Below are 16,717 nucleotides of genomic sequence, written 5' to 3' on the forward strand. Positions count from 1 at the left end.
TAGCGGTTGATGGAAAGTAAGCATTTTTATTGAGCATAAATCATAGAACCTCTATATACGTGAGATTTGAGAGGCCAGGCCGGCCCAATCGGTGCCCGGCGGCTGTTCCGCCTCCACCCGGGCCTTGTTGATTTCGCGTTGTCACAAAGTCGGCACCCTGCGCCCCCCGTTCCTGCTTATCCTGCTTCCGAAGGCCACGACCCACCAGACCCCGGAGGTGACCCATGAACCAGCTGACCTGCGTGTCCCGCCTGCTGCTCCCCGCGCTCGTGCTGGCTGCCCTGCCGGCGCTGGCCCAGGAGCCGCTCCCCGTGGCCGAAGGCGTGCTGATGTCGGGCAGCGGCAACTGCGCGCTGTGTCACACGGGGGCGGCGGGCGTGATGATGGAGGGCGGGCTGGACGTCTCGCCGCCCACCCTCTGGCGCTCCAGCATGATGGCCAACTCGACGCGCGATCCGCTCTGGCAGGCCAAGGTGCGCTCGGAGTGTCTCCACAATCCCGCGCTGGCGGAGCTGATCCAGACCAAGTGCACGCGCTGCCACGCGCCCCAGGGCAGCACGGAGGCCTTCCACTCCGGGGCCACGGCCTACTCCCTGGACGAAGCGCTGGCTGATCCGCTGGCCCGCGATGGAGTCAGTTGCACCGTTTGCCATCAGGTGGCGACGGACAACCTGGGCCAGCCCGCCAGCTTCTCCGGCGGCTTCCTCGTGGGCGACCAGCACCTGATCTACGGCCCCTACTCCAATCCGCTGGTCGGCCCCATGCAGTTCAACAGCGGCTACACGCCCGTGCTGGGACCCCAGCTGGGCCAGTCCGAGCTGTGCGCCACCTGTCACACGCTGTTCACGCCCTGGCTGGACAACGCGGGCCAGATCGGCGGCACCTTCCCCGAGCAGGTACCCTACCTGGAATGGCGCAACAGCCGCTATCCCGGCGAAGACATCAGCTGCCAGAGCTGCCATCTGCCCACCAGCGCCGCAGCCATGGACATCGCCACCCTGCCGCCCTGGAACCAGACCCTGCGCGCCCCCTTCTTCAAACACGAGCTGGTGGGCGGCAACGCCTGGATGAGCGGCCTGCTGCGCGACCATGCGGACAGCCTGGGGCTCAGCGCCAGCGCCGCCCAGCTGGAGCGCACGCGGACGCTGGCGACGCAGATGCTGGAGCGCGCCGCGCGGCTGGAGCTCAGCGGCCGGGAGGACGGCGACAGCCTGGAGCTGGCCGTGCGCGTGGTCAACCTGAGCGGCCACAAGCTGCCCACGGGCATTCCCCTGCGTCGGATGTGGCTGCGGCTGGTGGTTCGGGACCTGGCAGGCGCGCCGCTCTTCTCGTCCGGCGAGTGGGATTCCCTCGGGCGGCCGCCCGCTCCCGCCGGGCTTTTTGAGCCCCACCACCAACTCATCCGCGACCCGGCCCGGACCCAGATCTGGGAAGGCGTGATGGGAGACGCGGACGAGCTGCCCACCTGGATCCTGCTGCGCGCCTCGCACTTCCTGAAGGACAATCGCCTGCCCCCCGCCGGCTTCAGCAGCGCCGCCGCGGGCTACGACAGCGTGGCCGTGGTGGGCGAGGCTGCCACAGATCCGGACTTCAATCGGGACGAGAGCGGGGAAGGCAGCGGGGCGGACTGGATCCGCTATCGCCTGCCCATGCCCGCCGACAGCGTGACCGTGCAGGCGGAGCTGGTCTACCAGAGCGTGCCCCCCGGCCTGCAGGACTCTTTCGCCGACCAGGAGGCGGCGGAGATCACCCGCTGGCTGGAGTTGTCCGCCGCCACCGATCCGGCGCCCCTGACCCTGGCCCGAGCCAGCTGGCAGGGCCCGGGCCGCCTGCCCGCGCCCCGGCTGGGCCTGCAGATCACGGGCGGGGAAGTCCGCCTGAGCTGGCTGCCGGTGCCCGGCGCGCTCTCGTACCGGGTCTGGCGGCAGTCGGAACCCGGCACCAACTGGCCCCGCCCCGTGGAGGCCGCTCTGGTGGGCGAGACGACGGAGTTGGAGTTCCAGCAGGCCGCCACGCCGGCCCGGGTCTTTTACCAAGTGACCGCCCTGCGCTGAGCCCCCGTGTGGGACAGGACCCCGGCGGATTAGCGGCACTGCGGAGAGAGACTCCCGCTCAGGCCGGCTTGCCGCAGACCAGCAGCGCCAGCATGGGCCAGCCGATGTAGCGCTCCGCCCGCGGCCAGCACCGGGCGAAGACCGCGTCGGGCGAGGCCTCCAGCAGTTCCAGCACTTCCAGGCCACCGGCCTCTGCAGCTTGGCGGAAGTCCGCCAGGGAATGCCGCAGGCTGCCCGGCGCCACAATTTCACCCGTGGCCGGATCGGTGAAGCGGGCGTGGGCGCCGCGCTCGAACATGGCCGGATGCATGGCGCTCGCCAGCACGCGCCCCGCCGGACGCAGCACGCGGGCCACCTCGCGGAACACGGCGGGCAGGTCCTCCAGGTGTTCCAGCACCAAGCCGCTCACCACCTGGTCGAAACTGTCGTCGGCCAGCGGCAGCGCCAGGCGCAGGTCGTGGCAAAGGAAACGCACGGCCCCGGCGCCGGGTTTGGCGCGCGCCTGCTCCAGCATGCCGGGCGAGAAGTCCAGCGCCGTGACCTGCGCGCCCTGGGCGGCCAGCCAGAGCGCGTGCCGGCCGGTGCCGCAGCCCAGATCCAGCACCGCCTGTCCGCGAACGTCGCCCAGGCGGACCCGCAGGGCGGGCTCCTCCAAGGCCTGGAGCGGATTGCCGTCGTGGTCGTAAACGGCGGCCCAGCGGTCGTAGCCGCTGCGGACGGCGGCGGCGAAGTCCGGTTCATTCTTCATGTGGATACCCCGATGGATCCCGCCTTCCCTGCGGCGGACGGATCCAATATGCGGAAGGCCCACGGACGGCCCTGCAGGCGGCTGTCCGCGGGCCCGTCGTCTTGCGCAATCCCGTGAAAACCAACTGATTAACACCCCGCCAGTCGCAGACCATCCGATGACCTGCCCGGCGGTATCCAGTATCAGACAGGACCGCCCATGGCGCATCCCCGAATCGGCAGCTCCAGCCCGCGTCCCGATGCCTGGGACAAGCTCACCGGCCGGGCGCAGTACGTGGACGACCTGCGCGTGGACGGCCTGCTGCACGGCATCACCATCCGCAGCCCCCTGCCACGGGCGCGCGTGCTCGGCGTGACGCTGGATCCGGCCTTTCGGGAGCCCGGACTGGTGGTGGTGGGGCCGCGCGACCTGCCCGGCCGCAACCTCATTCCCCTGCTGGTGGACGATCAGCCCGCCCTGGCGGACGCGTTCGTGAATCACGCCGAAGAGCCCCTGCTGCTGCTGGCCCACGCGGATCCCGCCGTGCTGGAGCGCGCCCGGCGCGCCGTGCGTATCGAGCTGGAGCCCCTGCCCGCCGTGCTGGATCTGTGTCAGGCCATGGCCGAGGAGCGCGCCGACATCCATCCGCTGGGGCCGGTGGTGAAGGAGATCCGCATCGCCAAGGGGGATCCGGAGTCCGTCTGGAGCGGCGCCGCGCACGTCGTGGAGGACGAGGTGGAGAGCGGCGCCCAGGAGCAGCTCTACCTCGAGCCCCAGGGAATGATCGCCTGGGCCGGCCCGGATTTCGTCACGGTGACGGGCTCGCTGCAGTGCCCGTACTACGTACAGCACGGCCTCTGCGCCGTGTTCGGGCTGCCGGCCGAGAAGGTGCGCGTGATCCAGGCCGTCACGGGCGGCGGCTTCGGCGGCAAGGAGGAGTATCCCACCGTGCTGGCCGTGCACGCCGCGCTGCTGGCCCTGAAGGCCGGCCGGCCGGTGAAGATGGTCTACGACCGCGCCGAGGATCTGGCCGCCACCACCAAGCGCCATCCCTCCCGCTCCTTGAGCCGCGCCGCCTTCGACCCGGGCGGCCGGCTGCTGGCCCTGGACGTGGACTTCAACCTGGACGCCGGCGCCTACGTGACGCTGACGCCCGTGGTGCTCTCGCGCGGCGCCCTGCACGCCGCCGGTCCCTACCGCTGCGACCACATCCGGGTGCGGGCCCGCGCCTGGGCCACCAACACGCCGCCCCACGGCGCCTTCCGCGGTTTCGGCGCGCCCCAGAGCTGCCTGGCCATCGAGCGGCTGCTGGACAAGGCCGCCGCGCAACTGGGGTTGGACCCCGCCGAGCTGCGGCTGCGCAACCTGCTCCGCCCGGGCGACACCACGGCCACCGGACAGGTGATGCGCGAGGAGATCGATCTGACCGGGCTGGTGGAGACGGCCCTGGAACAGTCGGACTACCGCCGCCTGCGGACGGAGTTCGCCCGGGCCAATGCCGGGGCAGGCCCTGAGGATCCGCGGCGCGGCGTGGGGCTGGCGGTCTTCCTGCACGGGGCGGGCTTTACGGGCTCCGGCGAGAAGCGGCTGGCCTCCCGGGCCGGCCTGGAGCTGGACGAACAGGGCGTTGTGCAGGTCCTGGCGGCCTCCACGGAGATCGGCCAGGGCGCGGCCACGGTTTTCCAACAGATTGTCTGCGGTGCTTTGGGCGTGACACAGGAACAGGTGCGGGTGGCCCAGCCCGACACGGCCCACGTGCCGGACTCCGGCCCCACGGTGGCCTCGCGGACCACCATGGTGGTGGGCGGACTGGTGGAGCGCGCGGCCCTGGCCCTGCGCGCGGCCCTGGCGGCGGACGGACTGGCCGCGGACGCGGATCCCGCCGCGGTGGCCCGGGCCCTGCGGCAGCGCGCGCGGAGTCACGGCGGCGAGCGCTGGATCGAGAGCTACCAGCAGCCGGACTGGGTGGTCTGGGACGAGGAGACCTACCGGGGCGACGCCTATCCCACCTTCGCCTGGGCGGCCTACGTGGCCCAGGTGGCCGTGGATCCCTTGACGGGCGAGGCCTGCGTGGAGGAGTTCACTGCCGTGCAGGACATCGGCCGGGTGGTGAATCCGCTCTTGGCCGCCGGCCAGATCGAGGGCGGCGTGGCCCAGGGGATCGGCTTCGCCCTGCTGGAGGACGTGCGCTGGCGAGCCGGCCGGATGGCCAACAACCGCCTTAGCACCTACATCATCCCCACGGCCCTGGACCTGCCGCGCATCCGTGTCCACTTCCGTGAGACACCGGCGGGCTACGGCCCGGCGGGCGCCAAGGGGGTGGGCGAACTGCCGCTGGACGGCACGGCCCCCGCCGTGCTGGCCGCCCTGGACCAGGCGCTGGGCGCGCGGTTGGCGCGCGTGCCGGCCCTGCCCGAGCAGATCCTTCCCCTGCTGACGCCGGAGGCGACCCATGCCTGAGCCCGTGGTGCTGCGTGTCACATTAAACGGGGAAGCCCGCGAGCTGCGCTGTCTGCCGGGCGAGCGGCTGCTGGACCTGCTGCGCGGGCTGGGCCTGACGGGCGTCAAGGAGGGCTGCGGCGAGGGCGAGTGCGGGGCCTGCGCCGTGCTCCTGGACGGGAGGCTGGTGAACTCCTGCCTGGTGCCGGCCCTCCAAGTCGACGGCGCGACGCTCTTGACCATCGAGGGAGCCGCAACGGACCGGGAGCTGGCGGCGGTCCAGGCGGCGTTCGCCGAGCGGGGCGGCGTGCAGTGCGGCATCTGCACACCCGGCATGGTGCTGGCCGCGGGCGCGCTGCTCAAGCGCTCGGCGCGGCCCGTCGAGGAGGAGATCCGCCGCGCGCTGGCGGGCAACCTCTGCCGCTGCACGGGCTACGTGCGCGTCGTGGACAGCGTGCTGGCGGCGGCGGAGCGGCTGGGTCCCCCGGACCCGCCCGCCCAGGGATGAGGAGCCACGCGTGAGAGGCATCGCCGCGGATCTGGAACTGCGCCGGCCCGCCAGCCTGGCCGAGGCGCTGGACCTGCTGGCGCAGGACCCGAAGCTGAAAGTCCTGGCCGGGGGCACGGATCTGCTGGTCCGGCACGAGGACGGCAGCCTGGGTCCCGCCCGCCTGCTGGACCTCTCGGCCCTGCCGGAGCTAAGGCAGATCCGGCGCGTGGGCGACGAGTTGGAGATCGGCGCCGGCGTGTGTTACGCCGACATCCAGGCCCATCCCGACGTGATCGCCCACCTGCCCTTGCTGGTCCAGGCCGCGGAGCAGACGGGGGCCCGGGCCATCCAGGAGCGTGGGACCCTGGGCGGCAACGTGGCCAACGCCTCGCCGGCGGCGGACAGCGTGCCCGTCCTGCTGGCGCTGGGCGCCGGGTTGCTGCTGCGCTCCCGAACGGCGGAGCGTCGCCTGCCCCTGGAGGACTTCTTTCTGGACTACCGGCGCACGGCCCTGCGGCCGGATGAGCTGATCACGGCCCTGCGCCTGCCGCTGGCGTCACCGCCGCTCCAGTACTTCCGCAAGGTGGGCACCCGGCGCGCCCAGGCCATCTCCAAGGTGGCGCTGGCGGCCGCGGGCCGCTGGACCGCCGGGGGACTGGAGTGTCGCGTGGCCCTGGCCAGCGTGGCGCCCGTGCCTCTGCGCTGTCACGAGCTGGAGGCTTTCCTGGCCGCCGAGGCCGGCCGGGGCGACTGGATGGAGCGCGCGGCGCGGCTGCTGATGGACGGCCTGCGGCCCATCGACGACATTCGCTCCACGGCCGCTTACCGCCGCCAGGTGGCGGGCAATCTGCTGCTGGCCTTTCTGCGTCGCGCCGAGGCGGCCCGTCCCGGCCCGGACGGTCGCTGATGTGGGCCTGGCCCGCGCGGTTGGCGGAACTCGCCCAAGCCGGCACGCCCTGCGTGCTGGTCACCCTCTGCCAGGGCAGCGGCTCCGCCCCGGCCCCTGCCGGCGCCAAGCTCGTGCTGGCGGCGGACGGCCGGCGCTGGGGCACGGTGGGCGGCGGCGCGCTGGAGGCGGCCGTGCTCGAAAAGGCGCACGAGCTGCTGGGCAGCGGCAGCACGGAACGGCTGCGGATCCCGCTGGCGGCCCAGGGTCAGTGCTGCGGCGGGATGGTGGAACTGCTGCTGGAGGCGCTGTTCGACGGACCGGCTCTGCACGTACTGGGCGCCGGCCACGTGGGGCAGGAGCTGGCCAAGGTCCTCGAGGGGACGCGCCTGACCCTGCACCTGGTGGACGAGCGCGCGGAGTGGATCCGGCGCGCCGACCTGCCCGCGGGCCTCCACCGGCACGAGCAGTCGCCGCTCGAATACGTGGACGCGCTGGACGGAGCGGCGGGGCGCGACCTGCTGCTGATTCTGACCCATTCCCACGAGCTGGATCTGGAGCTGCTGCGCCACCTGGCCCGCCGACCGCCGGCCTGGGTGGGCCTGATCGGCAGCCGCAACAAGTGGCGCTCCTTTCGCGAGCGCCTGGAGTCGGAGGGCGTGGATTCCGCCTGGCTCGACACCGTCTGCTGCCCCGTGGGGGATTCCCGCACCGGCAAGGCGCCGCGGGAGGTGGCCATCGCCCTGGCCCGGGAGCTGCTGCTCGCGGAGGCCCGGCTGCGTCCCGCCGCCGAATCCGCCGGCGCCTGTCCGGGGGAAGCGTGAACGGCGGCTTGCCGCCGCTCCTGCTGGGGGCGGGCGGCCGCTCCAGCCGGATGGGCCGGCCCAAGCACGCGCTGGCGTATCACGGCGCGAGCTGGCTGGATTGGCAGTTGACGCGCTTCCGGGCGGCGGGTGGAACTCGGGTCCACGTGGTGCTGCCCGACGGGACCGCCCCGCCGGCCGTCGTGCCGCCGGGCCTGCAGGTGGACTGGCTCTTCCAACCGGATCCCGCGGCGCCCATGAGCGCCAGCCTGGGATTGGCCGCGGCCGCGGTCCTGGCGGAGGGCTGGGCGGCAGCCTGGTGGTTGCCCGTGGACGTGCCGGCGCCGGGTCCCGATTTGTGGCGCGACCTCTGGGTCAACTGGCAGGCTGACGTGCATCAGGCAGCCGTGCCTGCGGCGGGCGGGCATCCCGTGCTGCTGGGACAGGGTCTGCTGGAACAGTTGGCGCACGCAGCGCCCGAGAGCGGCCTGCGCCTGGATCAGCTGCTGCGCGGGCTGGATCCGCCGGAGGTCCTGCTGCGCGGATCCGTGCGGGACGCCAACTGTCGGCTGAATCTCAACACTCCTGCGGCCTGGGAGGACTGGTTGCGGGGGGAAGCGGAACGGGAGCGCGAGTGAGCATGGCTAGCGTGGACTTCAGCCTCAACGGTCGCGACCTGCGCGTGGAGTACGAGCCGGGCATGAGCCTGCTGGACCTGCTGCGCGATTCCTGCGGCCTGCACTCGCTGAAGAACGGCTGCGCGCCCCAGGGCGTCTGCGGCTGCTGCACGGTGTTGGTGGACGATCGGCCCCAGCTGGCGTGCCTGAAGCAGCCCGAGGCCGTGGCGGGCCGGCGCGTCCGCACGCTGGAAGGCCTGAGCGACGCGGAGCGCCAGCTGCTGGCCCGCGCCTTCACCGGCGAGCACGCGGTCCAGTGCGGCTTCTGCACGCCGGGCATCGCCATGCGGCTGCACGCGCTGCTGGAGCGCAATCCGGATCCCGGCCTGCCCGAGATCCGCCGCGCGCTGGCCGGACACCTCTGCCGCTGCACGGGCTACAAGAGCATCGAGCGCGCGGCGCAGCGGCTGGCCCGGCTCAAGCAGGATCCCTCTATCTGTTGTGACGACGCGGCGGCAGGGGGCATCGGGAGCGACGCCCCGCGCTACCGCGGCCGCGAGCTGGTCCTGGGACAGAAGCCCTTCGTCGCCGATCTGGAGCGCCCTGGACTGCTGCACGGCGCGCTGGTCTTCGCCACCCATCCGCGGGCGCGTCTGCTGGCCGTCGACACCGAGGAGGCCTGCGGACTGCCGGGCGTGGTGGGCGTGCTGCAGGCCGGGGACATCCCGGGCGAGCGTCACACGGGCCTGCTCGTGGCGGACTGGCCCCTGCTGCTCGAGGTGGGGGAGGAGAGCCGCTACGTGGGCGACGTGGTGGCCGTGGTGGTGGCCGAGACCGCTCTGCAGGCACGCAGGGCGGCGACCCGCGTGCTCTGCCGCTGGGAGACGCTGCCTCCGGTCACCGACCCGGAGGAGGCCCTGAAACCGGAAGCCCCGCAGCTCCACCCGGGCGGCAATCTGTTGGAGACCTGCGCCTTCCGACGCGGCGACGTGGACGCGGCCCTGGCCGGCGCCGCCACGGTGGTGCGGATGGACTTCCAGACCCAGCGCATCGAGCACGCCTTCCTGGAGCCCGAGGCCTGCCTGGCCGAGCCGCTGGGCGACGGGCTCAAGGTCTGGAGCCCGGGCCAGGGCGTGCACGACGACCAGCGCCAGATCGCCTCGCTGCTGGACCTGCCCCTGGAACGGGTCCACGTGGAGCTGGTGAGCAACGGCGGCGCCTTCGGCGGCAAGGAGGATCTCTCGGTCCAGGGCCACGCGGCGCTGGCGGCCTGGCTGCTGCAGCGCCCCGTCCTGCTGGTGCTGGACCGGGCGGAGTCGTTGCGCATGCATCCCAAGCGCCACCCGCTGCGCCTGGGCTACGAAGTGGGCGCGGCGGCCGACGGCCGGTTGCTGGCTGCGCGCATCCGCATCCTGGGGGACACGGGCGCCTACGCCTCCGTCGGCGGCAAGGTGCTGGAGCGCGCCGCAGGCCACAGCTGCGGCCCCTACCGCGTGCCCAACGTGGACGTGGAAGCCCACGCCGTCTACACGCACAATCCGCCCTGCGGCGCCATGCGCGGGTTCGGGGCCAACCAGGCCGCCTTCGCCATCGAGGGCGTGCTGGACGAGTTGGCGCAGCGCTTGGGGCTGGACCGGCTGGAGATCCGCCGGCGCAACCTCCTGCAGCCGGGGGACCGCTTCGCCACGGGTCAGAAGATGCGCGACAGCGTGCGCGGGCTGGAACGTTGCCTGGAGGCCGTCCGCGAAGCCTACGAGCGTTCGCCGTTGACCGGCATCGCCCTGGGAATCAAGAACACGGGCATCGGCAACGGGCTGGTGGACACGGGCCGCGTGCGCCTGCGCGTGCTGCCGGGCGGCCGCCTGCAAGTGCACACGGGCTACACCGAGATGGGCCAGGGCCTGTTCACCATCCTGCGCCAGATCGTCCACGAGGAGACCGGCCTGTCTCACGACCTGATGGAGGTGGGCACCCTCAGCGACCTGGCCGTGCTCTGTGGCATGACCACGGCCTCCCGGGCCACGGCCCTGGCGGGGGCGGCGGCGGGCGAAGCCGCGCGCAAGCTGCGCCAGGCCCTCATCGGCGCCACGCTGGCCGAGCTGGCAGGGCAGGAATTCCTGGGCGAGTTCTTCTGCACCCTCACCACCGCGCCCGGCGCCCCGGTGGCGGAGCCCGTCACGCACATGACCTTCTCCTACGCCGCCCAGGTGGTGGAGCTTGATGGCGACGGACGCATCCTGCGCGTCACGGCCGCCCACGACGTGGGCCGGGCGATCAACCCCGCCAGTTGCCGCGGCCAGATCGAGGGCTCGCTGCACATGGGGCTGGGCTACGCGCTCAGCGAGGATTTCCCCTGCACGGACGGCGTGCCCGACAGCCTGAAACTCAAGGACTGCGGCGTGCTGCGTGCCCACGAGACGCCGGAGTTGGAGGTGATCCTGGTGGAGGAGCCCGACGAGGTGGGCGGCTACGGCGTGCGCGGCGTGGGCGAGATCGGCCTGGTGCCCACGGCCGCGGCGGTGGCCTCGGCCCTGCGCGCGCTGGACGGCCGGGCGCGCACGCGCCTGCCCATGCGCGAGGACCGGGAGCGCTGCCTGCGGGCCCCGGCGGCGGCCGGAGCCGAGAGATCGTGAGCGAGTTGCGCCCCTTCCCCTTCGCCGCGCTGCTCCGGCGCCTGCGCCACGAACTCGCGGCCGGCGGGCCGGTCTTCGAACTGCCCCGCAAGGCCTGGCACCTGCCAGATCCTGAGCTGGACCTCTCCTTCTCCCACGCCGGACGACGGGCGGCCAACCCCTTCGGGCCGGCGGCGGGACCCCACACCCAGCTGGCGCCCAACCTGGTGCAGGGCTGGCTGGCCGGAGCCCGGGTCTTCGAGCTGAAGACCCTGCAGGTGCTGGACCGGCTGCAGATCGCCCGGCCCTGCATCCACGCGCCGCACTACGCGCTCAACGTGGAGTGGAGCCAGGAGCTGAGCCTGCCCGAGAGCGTGTGCGAATACCAGAAGGCGGCCTGGCTGCTGGAGATCCTGCAACGCACGCGGGCCGGCGGCGCCCTCTCCAATGCGGCGGATCTCGCCACCGTGCTGGACCTGAGCGTCGGCTATTCGCTGGACGGCATCCGTTCGGCGGCCATGAGCCAGGCCTTGGCCGGGCTGCGGGATCCCGCCACCGGCCTGGCCGAACTGGCGGCCGAGCTGCCCGCCGAGCTGCGGGACTGGGCGGGAACTCCGCCGGCCGGCGCGCTGGCGGACTGTGTCACGCTCTCCACCTTCCACGGGTGTCCGCCGGATGAGATCGAGTCCATCGCCGCCCACCTGCTGGATCAGGGCTGGTCGGTGATCATCAAGTTCAACCCCACCCTCTGCGGGTTGGAGGACGTGCGCCGGATCCTCCACGACCAACTGGGGTACACGCGGCTGGAGCCGGATCCCGCGGCCTTCGCGCAGGACCTGGAACTAGACGGCGCCGTGGCCCTGATGGGCCGGCTGCTGGGCCGGGCCCGCCGCCTGGGTCTGAGCCTGGGCGCCAAGTTCTCCAACACGTTCGTGCTGCAGCGGGACGCCGATCTCTTTCCCCCCGAGGCTGGGGCGTACATGTACCTGAGCGGCGCGCCGCTCCACCCGCTGGCCCTGCGGGCCGCCGCCCGGTATGCCGGGGCCTTTCCGGATCCCCTGCCCCTCTCCTTCTCGGCCGGGCTGGAGCGCGGCAACGCCGTGGAGACTCTGCGCTGCGGCTTCGCGCCCTTGACCCTCTGCACGGACCTGCTGCGGCGGGGCGGCCAGGGCCGGCTGTCCGGGCTGTTGGCCGATGTCCAGGCCCGCCTGCGCGCCGACGGCGCCCGCAGCCTGCAGGAGTGGCTGGGCCCCCTGGGCCGGCCGGAGACTCCCGGCGCCTGGGCCGAGACCCGCCGGCGACTGGAGCGGGCGGCGGACGCCGCGGCCGGGGACGCGCGCTACCACGCCCGCAGCGTGATGAAGCCGCCCCGGCAGCGCGAGACCGTGCTCGAGCGGCTGGACTGCATCAACTGCGACCTCTGCCTGCCGGCCTGTCCCAACGGCGCGCTCTTCGGCTGGAACCTGATGCCGGCCCCCGGCGAGGCGCCGCGCCGGCAGATCGGCGTGCTGGCCGACGCCTGCAACGCCTGTTCCAACTGTGAGACCTGGTGTCCCGAGCAGGGCGCGCCCTGGCGGGTCAAGGAACGCTGGCACCAGGATCTGGCCTCGCTGCGGGCCGCGCCTGTCGAACTGGACGGGTTTTGCGTGGCGGAAGGGGTGCTGACGGGACGAATCTCCGGCTGCTGGCTGACCCTGACGACCGCCCCGGCCGGAGACTGCCTGGCCTGGGAGGGGGAGCTGCCCGACGCGCCGGAAACCCTGCTGGAGCGCTTTCTCCAGGTCAGAGACTCCTTTTTGAAAGGGGACAACCCGGCGGCCCTGTTGAGCGGGGAGGGCCTGTGAGTCCGCGACTCTTCCGCAACGCCCGCGTTCCGGCCGGCGGCGACGCCACGCGCGTGCTGGACTTCCTGGTGGAAGACGGGCGCTTCGCCTGGTTCGACGAGCCGGGGCGCAACCGCTGTCCGGAAGCCTGCGAAATCGACCTGCAGGGACGGTTGGTGCTGCCCGGGGTGATCGACGGCCACGTGCACTTCGACGATCCCGGCTACACCTGGCGCGAGACCTTCGCCAGCGGCACGCGGGCCGCGGCGGCGGGCGGCGTCACCTGCGTGGCGGACATGCCTTGCACGTCCACGCCGCCGGTGGTGTCGCTGGCGAACCTGCGCGCCAAGCACGCGGCCGTGCGCGACCAGGCCCTGGTGGACTACATCTTCTGGGGCGGCATGTGCGCCAACCTGATGGAGGGCGGGACGGACTGGCGGCGGGACCTGCGCTCACTGGCCGCCGCGGGGATCGGCGCGCTCAAGTGCTACCTGCACTCCGGGATGGACGGTTTCCGGGCCGTGTCACACGCGCAACTGGGGGAGCTGGCCGGACTCTGTGCCGAGCTGGGGCTGCCGCTGGGCGTGCACGCCGAGGACCAGGAACTTGTGCTGGGGCGTGAGGCCGCCCTGCGTGCGGCCGGACGCGCCGACGCGGAGGCCTTCGTGGAGTCGCGGCCGGGCGAGGCGGAGCGGCGCGCGGTGCGGGCGGTGATCCAGGCCGCGCGCGAGTCGGGCGCCCACCTGCACGTGGTGCATCTGGGGAGCGGAGCCGCGCTGGAGGAGATCGCCGCCGCCCGGCGTGCGGGGCTGCGGGTCAGCGCCGAGACCTGCCCGCACTACCTGGCCTTCACGAGCGCGGATTTCGCGCGGCTGGGCTCCCGGCTGAAGACCGCCCCGCCCGTGAAGGAGGAGTCCGACCGTCAGCGCCTCTGGCAGGGCGTGCGCGAGGGAGACATCGCCTTTCTGACCACGGATCACGCCGCCGGCGAGTGGCCGCGCGAGAAGCAGACCGGCTCCTTCTGGACGGATTACGGCGGGATCCCGGGCGTGGAGTTGCTGCTGCCCTGGGCCTGGACGGCGGGCATGGCCACGGGCCGGCTCAGCCTGGAGCGGCTGGTGGACCTGCTCTGCGGCGGCCCGGCCCGCTTCTTCGGCCTGGAGGACCGCAAGGGCGCGCTACGGCCCGGCCTGGATGCGGACTTCGTGCTGCTGGGCAAGGAGACCTGGACCGTGCGCGCGGAGGAGCTGCACAATCTCAACCGCTACACGCCCTTCGAGGGACGGGAGCTGGCGCTGCGCGTGGAGCAGACCTGGCTGCGCGGCGAGCAGGTCTGGGACCGGCGCGGGGCGGAGTTTCCGGCCGCCCCGGGATTCGGTCGTCTGACAAGCCGCGGGAGGCGGACCCATGCCTGAGATCCACCTGCTGAGCGGCGGCACGCTGCTGCCCGATTGGAGTGGAGCCGCCTGCGTGGAGGACGGCGCTGTCGCCTGGAGCGGCGGGACGATCCTGGCGGCCGGTGCGCGCGGGGAGCTGGAACGGCTCTATCCTGAGGCCGTCCGGCTCGACGCCCGGGCCGGCTGGATCGCCCCCGGTCTGGTCAACGCCCACCACCACATCTATTCTGCGCTGGCCACGGGACTGGACCCCGGCCTGCCCATCGACGGGTTCGGCCAGCGCCTGGATCGTCTCTGGTGGCGGCTGGATCGCGCCCTCGACGAGGCCAGCATCCGCCAGAGCGCCCGACTGACGGCCCTGCGCTGCGCCCTGGCCGGCTGCACGACCCTGGTGGACCACCACGCCTCGCCGGCCTGCGTCGACGGCTCGCTGGATTGGCTGGCCGAGGAACTCGAGGTCGCCGGCCTCTCCGCCCTGCTGTGTTACGAGGCCACGGACCGCAACGGGCACGCCGGGGCCCTGGCCGGGCTGCGCGAGAGCCGGCGCTTCCGGGACTCGGTCCGGAGGCACGAGCGCTTCCGGGGTCTGATCGGCCTGCACGCGGCCTTCACGCTGGGCGACGACACGCTGGCCGCGGCGGCGCAGCTGGCGGAGGACGGGGACGTCCACGTGCACGTGGCCGAAGATCGCCTGGACGGCGAGATCTGCCGGGGCCGGGATGGCCTAAGTCCGCTGGAGCGCCTGGATTCCGCCGGCCTGCTGGGGGCGGCCGCCTGGATCGCCCACGGCACGCACCTGGACGAGGCGGGCCTGGACCTGCTGGCGCGGCGCGGCGCCCTGCTGGTCCACAACCCCGAATCCAACGCCAACAACCAAGTGGGACGGCTGGACCTGCGCGCCGTGCGCCGGGCCGGGGTGGACGTGGCGCTGGGCACCGACGGCATGAGTTCCTGCCTGCTCAGCGCGCTGCGCTGCGCGTTCCTGCTGCACCGCCAGGGCGCGGGCGATCCGGCGGGCGGCTGGCAGGACTGCGCCGGGCTGCTGGATGGAGCCCGGGCGCGGTTGGCCCGGCTTTTCGGACAACCTGCCTACGGCCAATTGGTCGCCGGAGCCCCGGCGGACCTGATCGTGCTGGACGTGCCGGCTGCCCTGCCGCCCACGGCCGCCAACCTGACCGCGCAACTCGTCTTCGGCCAGGTGCCGCCCCGCGTGCGGCACACCGTGGCCCGGGGACGCCGGCTGGTCGACAATTTCGAGGCCTGCGGCCTGGATCCGCACCGCCTGGCGGCGGAGATCCGCCCGGTGCGGGAGGCGCTCTGGCGGCGCTTCCACCAGCTGGGGGCCGGAACACCTTATCTTGGCGCCGAACCCGGAGCCGCTGGAGGAAGACCCGAATGACTCATCGTGAAGACGTCCGCGCCCGCGCCCTGGAACGTTGCCGGGAGCGGGGCATCGTGATTCCCACGCTGGCCCAGCAGCAGCACCCGGAGCAGGTACCCGCCGAGATCCGCGCGGCGCTGCGGCCGCTGGACATGCAGGCCCTGGATCCCCTCAACCTCTTTCGCATCACCTGGAAGAACGACGTGGAGAGCGGCGGCTTCGGCGGCGTCAACCAGCTGGAGATCCCGCCGGAGATCTCGGGCGTCCGGGCCCGCATCGTGGGCCTGGTGGGACGCCACTTCCCCACCGGCGCGCACAAGGTGGGCGCGGCCTTCGGCTGCCTGGTGCCGCGGCTCGTGCGCGGCGAGTTCGATCCCACCACCCAGCTGGCGGTCTGGCCCAGCACGGGGAACTACTGCCGCGGCGGCGCTTTCGACAGCGCGCTGCTGGGCTGCCGGCCACTGGCCATCCTGCCCGAGGAGATGAGCCGCGAGCGCTTCCGCTGGCTGGAGGAGATCGGGGCCGAGATCATGGCCACGCCGGGCTGCGAGAGCAACGTCAAGGAGATCTTCGACGCCTGCTGGCGGATCCGCGCCGAGCGCAGCGACGCCGTCATCTTCAACCAGTTCGAGGAATTCGGCAACTACCTCTGGCACTACGCCGTGACAGGCTCCGCCGTGCTGGAGTTGGCCCGCGAGCGCGGACTGGCTGCGGGTCAGGTCCACTGGGTGGGCGCCACCGGTTCCGGCGGCACGCTGGCCGCGGGCGATCGCGTGAAGGACGAGTTTCCCGGCGCGCGGCTGGTGGCCTCGGAGGCCCTGCAGTGCCCCACCCTGCTGCGGAACGGCTTCGGCGGCCACCGCATCGAGGGCATCGGCGACAAGCACATCCCCTGGATCCACAACGCGCGCAACACGGACGCCGTGGCGGCCATCGACGACGAGGACACCCTGCGCCTGCTGCGCCTCTTCAACGAGCCCGCCGGGCACGCGCAGCTGCGCGCGCTGGGAGTGGACGAGTCGCTGCTGGCGCGGCTGCCCTGGCTGGGCATCTCCAGCATCTGCAACCTGCTCACCGCCGTGAAGGCCGCCCGCTGGTTCGAGCTGGACGAGTCCCACGTCATCTTCACCTGCTTCACGGACAGCGCCGAGATGTACCTCTCGCGGCTGGACGAGATGAACGGCACGCTGGGGGTCTACGGCGCGGCGGACGCCCGCGTGGACCATGAACGGCGTCTGCTGGGCCAGGGCACGGACAACTTCCGCGAGCTCACCTACCCGGATCGCAGGGCCCTGCACAACCTCAAGTACTTCACCTGGGTGGAGCAGCAGGGCCGCACGGTGGAGGAACTCAACGCCCTCTGGGATCCCGGCTTCTGGAGCGCCCTCAAGGACGAGCTGCCGGCCTGGGACGAGGAGATCACGCGCTTCAACCGGGACAGCGGCGCGAAATTCGCGACCCGTTCCTAGGACATCCACCCCCTGACTT

At 72.6% G+C, this 16,717-nt stretch carries 12 protein-coding genes; 11 read left to right on the forward strand and 1 reads right to left on the reverse strand.

The window, feature by feature from the left end; translation table 11 throughout:
• Window positions 1-224 precede the first annotated feature (224 nt).
• A complete protein-coding gene (locus tag WC326_04780) occupies window positions 225-2,054 on the forward strand; it encodes a hypothetical protein (GenBank protein ID MFA7330371.1) in 1,830 nt (609 codons plus the stop codon).
• 58 nt (window positions 2,055-2,112) lie between these two features.
• Here WC326_04780 and WC326_04785 read toward each other — a convergent pair whose 3' ends face one another.
• Window positions 2,113-2,802, reverse strand: coding sequence for a class I SAM-dependent methyltransferase (locus WC326_04785; protein MFA7330372.1), 690 nt, complete (start codon window positions 2,800-2,802; stop codon window positions 2,113-2,115).
• A 198-nt stretch (window positions 2,803-3,000) separates the two neighbouring features.
• Here WC326_04785 and WC326_04790 point away from each other — a divergent pair, with 198 nt between their 5' ends.
• Genes WC326_04790 through WC326_04835 form a run of 10 tightly spaced genes read left to right on the forward strand, consistent with a single transcriptional unit; the run spans window position 3,001 to window position 16,698 of the window.
• Window positions 3,001-5,241: a xanthine dehydrogenase family protein molybdopterin-binding subunit gene (locus WC326_04790; GenBank protein ID MFA7330373.1), complete on the forward strand. Its 2,241-nt coding sequence runs from the start codon at window positions 3,001-3,003 to the stop codon at window positions 5,239-5,241.
• Window positions 5,234-5,728: a (2Fe-2S)-binding protein gene (locus WC326_04795; protein ID MFA7330374.1), complete on the forward strand. Its 495-nt coding sequence runs from the start codon at window positions 5,234-5,236 to the stop codon at window positions 5,726-5,728. Before WC326_04790 ends, WC326_04795 begins: the two co-directional genes overlap by 8 nt.
• A gap of 10 nt (window positions 5,729-5,738) precedes the next feature.
• Window positions 5,739-6,617, forward strand: a complete 879-nt coding sequence (locus WC326_04800) for an FAD binding domain-containing protein (GenBank protein MFA7330375.1) — start codon at window positions 5,739-5,741, stop codon at window positions 6,615-6,617.
• On the forward strand, window positions 6,617-7,420 hold the full coding sequence (gene xdhC, locus WC326_04805; protein ID MFA7330376.1) for a xanthine dehydrogenase accessory protein XdhC: 804 nt from the start codon (window positions 6,617-6,619) through the stop codon (window positions 7,418-7,420). The genes WC326_04800 and xdhC overlap by 1 nt, the downstream gene beginning before the upstream one ends.
• A complete protein-coding gene (locus WC326_04810) occupies window positions 7,417-8,037 on the forward strand; it encodes a nucleotidyltransferase family protein (protein ID MFA7330377.1) in 621 nt (206 codons plus the stop codon). The genes xdhC and WC326_04810 overlap by 4 nt, the downstream gene beginning before the upstream one ends.
• Window positions 8,038-8,039: 2 nt before the next feature.
• Complete coding sequence (gene xdh / locus WC326_04815; protein MFA7330378.1) at window positions 8,040-10,649, forward strand: selenium-dependent xanthine dehydrogenase; 2,610 nt, start codon at window positions 8,040-8,042, stop codon at window positions 10,647-10,649.
• Window positions 10,646-12,472 carry a 4Fe-4S dicluster domain-containing protein gene (locus tag WC326_04820; GenBank protein ID MFA7330379.1) on the forward strand — a complete coding sequence of 609 codons (1,827 nt, stop codon included), beginning with the start codon at window positions 10,646-10,648 and terminating at the stop codon, window positions 12,470-12,472. Before xdh ends, WC326_04820 begins: the two co-directional genes overlap by 4 nt.
• The gene (gene allB, locus WC326_04825; GenBank protein ID MFA7330380.1) at window positions 12,469-13,866 is read left to right on the forward strand and encodes an allantoinase AllB; all 1,398 of its coding nucleotides are present in this window, start codon (window positions 12,469-12,471) and stop codon (window positions 13,864-13,866) included. Before WC326_04820 ends, allB begins: the two co-directional genes overlap by 4 nt.
• On the forward strand, window positions 13,859-15,247 hold the full coding sequence (locus WC326_04830; protein ID MFA7330381.1) for an amidohydrolase family protein: 1,389 nt from the start codon (window positions 13,859-13,861) through the stop codon (window positions 15,245-15,247). Before allB ends, WC326_04830 begins: the two co-directional genes overlap by 8 nt.
• Window positions 15,244-16,698, forward strand: a complete 1,455-nt coding sequence (locus tag WC326_04835; GenBank protein ID MFA7330382.1) for a pyridoxal-phosphate dependent enzyme — start codon at window positions 15,244-15,246, stop codon at window positions 16,696-16,698. The genes WC326_04830 and WC326_04835 overlap by 4 nt, the downstream gene beginning before the upstream one ends.
• The last annotated feature ends 19 nt before the right edge of the window (window positions 16,699-16,717 follow it).

The organism is Candidatus Delongbacteria bacterium, assembly GCA_041675285.1.
Lineage (GTDB): Bacteria > CAIWAD01 > CAIWAD01 > CAIWAD01 > CAIWAD01 > CAIWAD01.

What these genes read in the sequence shown, in the direction of transcription:
- WC326_04830 (MFA7330381.1), top strand. Translation starts at nt 13,859, where the DNA reads ATGCCTGAGATCCACCTGCTGAGCGGCGGCACGCTGCTGCCCGATTGG.
- WC326_04790 (MFA7330373.1), top strand. Translation starts at nt 3,001, where the DNA reads ATGGCGCATCCCCGAATCGGCAGCTCCAGCCCGCGTCCCGATGCCTGG.
- WC326_04780 (MFA7330371.1), top strand. Translation starts at nt 225, where the DNA reads ATGAACCAGCTGACCTGCGTGTCCCGCCTGCTGCTCCCCGCGCTCGTG.
- WC326_04795 (MFA7330374.1), top strand. Translation starts at nt 5,234, where the DNA reads ATGCCTGAGCCCGTGGTGCTGCGTGTCACATTAAACGGGGAAGCCCGC.
- WC326_04785 (MFA7330372.1), bottom strand. Translation starts at nt 2,802, where the DNA reads ATGAAGAATGAACCGGACTTCGCCGCCGCCGTCCGCAGCGGCTACGAC.
- xdh (MFA7330378.1), top strand. Translation starts at nt 8,040, where the DNA reads ATGGCTAGCGTGGACTTCAGCCTCAACGGTCGCGACCTGCGCGTGGAG.
- WC326_04835 (MFA7330382.1), top strand. Translation starts at nt 15,244, where the DNA reads ATGACTCATCGTGAAGACGTCCGCGCCCGCGCCCTGGAACGTTGCCGG.
- xdhC (MFA7330376.1), top strand. Translation starts at nt 6,617, where the DNA reads ATGTGGGCCTGGCCCGCGCGGTTGGCGGAACTCGCCCAAGCCGGCACG.